The organism is Mesorhizobium sp. M1A.F.Ca.IN.020.04.1.1 (assembly GCF_003997315.1).
In the GTDB taxonomy this organism is placed as follows: domain Bacteria; phylum Pseudomonadota; class Alphaproteobacteria; order Rhizobiales; family Rhizobiaceae; genus Mesorhizobium.
The window spans coordinates 1-1,658 of the sequence record NZ_RZSN01000359.1 but is presented as its reverse complement, the minus strand read 5'-3'; the positions used below and the strand labels follow the sequence as shown (position 1 = coordinate 1,658).

The 1,658-nt window shown below is 66.9% G+C and carries 2 protein-coding genes and 1 pseudogene; all 3 read right to left on the bottom strand.

The window, feature by feature from the left end:
* Positions 1 to 440 (bottom strand): NAD(P)-binding domain-containing protein (locus EOA49_RS31810; RefSeq protein WP_164749379.1); only part of this gene is annotated, 440 nt, incomplete at its 3' end.
* A 107-nt stretch (positions 441 to 547) separates the two neighbouring features.
* Entirely contained in the window at positions 548 to 1,252 is a 705-nt protein-coding gene (locus tag EOA49_RS31805; RefSeq protein WP_067322013.1) for an SDR family oxidoreductase, read from the bottom strand.
* 121 nt (positions 1,253 to 1,373) lie between these two features.
* Positions 1,374 to 1,658, bottom strand: a pseudogene (locus EOA49_RS32975) (patatin-like phospholipase family protein); the annotation flags it as partial.

The window sequence follows — 1,658 nt, the reverse complement described above, 5'->3', positions numbered from 1 at the left end:
CAGGCTCCGAAGATCGCGCGCACGGTCGCGCGGTCCAATTCGGTGGCGTCGCCGCTCGCGATCCAAGGCGTGTACGATTTGCCGACCTCGGCAGCCGCGTTGGGCAGCGTGCGCACCACGCGGCCGGTGCCGTGCTTCTCGCCGATCTCGGCCATCCGGATGCCGGCCATAACCGAAATCACCAGCTTGCCCTTGGCATCCAGCTCGAGCGACGGCCAGTCCTGCGGCCGCACGGAAAGCATGATGACGTCCGAGCGGTCGGCGAGCGCCTGGTTGTCGTCGCTCCAGAAGACGCCTGGAAAGCGATCCGGCTTGGTGCTCCGATAGGAGAGGGCGAGGTTCTCCGCCCGCACCACGCCGGCCGAAAGCGCGGCACCCGCGATCGCGCCGCCCAGCCAGCCGGCGCCGCCGACAATGCCCAGCCTGAGTGAAGCGCTCATTCGTGTCTCCCTTGCAGTCTTAACGGTGCGGGAGGCGGCGGCCATTGTCCAGCGGTCAGCCGCAGCCGCGTACCGGCGAGCGACAGCTGTGCCTGCCGAAACGAGCCTCAGTACCCCCGCATCAATCCACCATCGACGCGGATGTTCTCGCCGGTGATATAGGCCGCGCCGTCGGAAGCGAGGAAGGAGATCGTTGCCGCCACTTCCTCGGATGTGCCGTAGCGCTTCATCGGCACGCTCTGGCGGCGTTCCTCTACGCCGGGCAGGCTGTCGATCCAGCCCGGCAGCACGTTGTTGATGCGAATATTATCGGCCGCATAGGTGTCGGCAAAGATCTTGGTGAAGGCGGCGAGCCCGGCGCGCGCCACCGCCGACGTCGGGAAGGCGACGCTCGGCTCGAACGCCCAGGCGGTCGAGATGTTGATGATGACGCCCGCCTTCTGCTTCTGCATCACCGGCGTCACCAGCCGGGTCGGTCGCACGACGTTGAGGAAATAGGTGTCGATGCCCTTGTGCCAGTCTTCGTCGCTGATCTCGATGATCTGCGCGCGCGGCCCGTGGCCGGCGCTGTTGACCAGCACGTCGATGCGGCCCCAGCGTTCCAGCGCGCCGTCGGTCAGCCGCTTCAGATCCTCGTTCGACTGGTTGGAGCCGGTGACGCCGAAGCCGCCGAGTTCGTTGCCCAGCGCCTCGCCCTTACCGGAGGAGGAGAGCACGCCGACCTTGAAGCCGTCGGCGGCCAGCCGCTTCGCCGCCGCCGCGCCCATGCCGCTGCCCCCCGCCGTCACCAGAGCTACTTTTTCTCCTGCCATGTCGCTGTCCATCCTTGTTGAAAGCGCCTCTGTTAGCACGCGGCGGTGCAGGGCACGAACCGGTTTGGATTGCGCCACGATGCCAATTGGCGAAAGCGGACGCGGAGTCCGAACGCCATGCTCACACCTTGCAACCGCTCATCAGCGCCTTCGACACCACCGCACAGCGTCCGGGCTTCACGTCGCCCGCCTTCAGTGGCACGCCCTTTCCAGCCGGCACCGCCGGCCGGTACCAGCTCCGCAGCGCCTGGTCGCTGGCGCAATAGCCCCAATTGACGAGATCGATCGTCTCCTCGCTTCCCAGGAAATGCAGCGACGTGCCGATATCGGCAGGCGCGATTGCCGCGCTTTGCACGAAGCTCGGCTCGGCGGCGTCAGGCTTGCTGGCGATCGACCAGTAGACGCC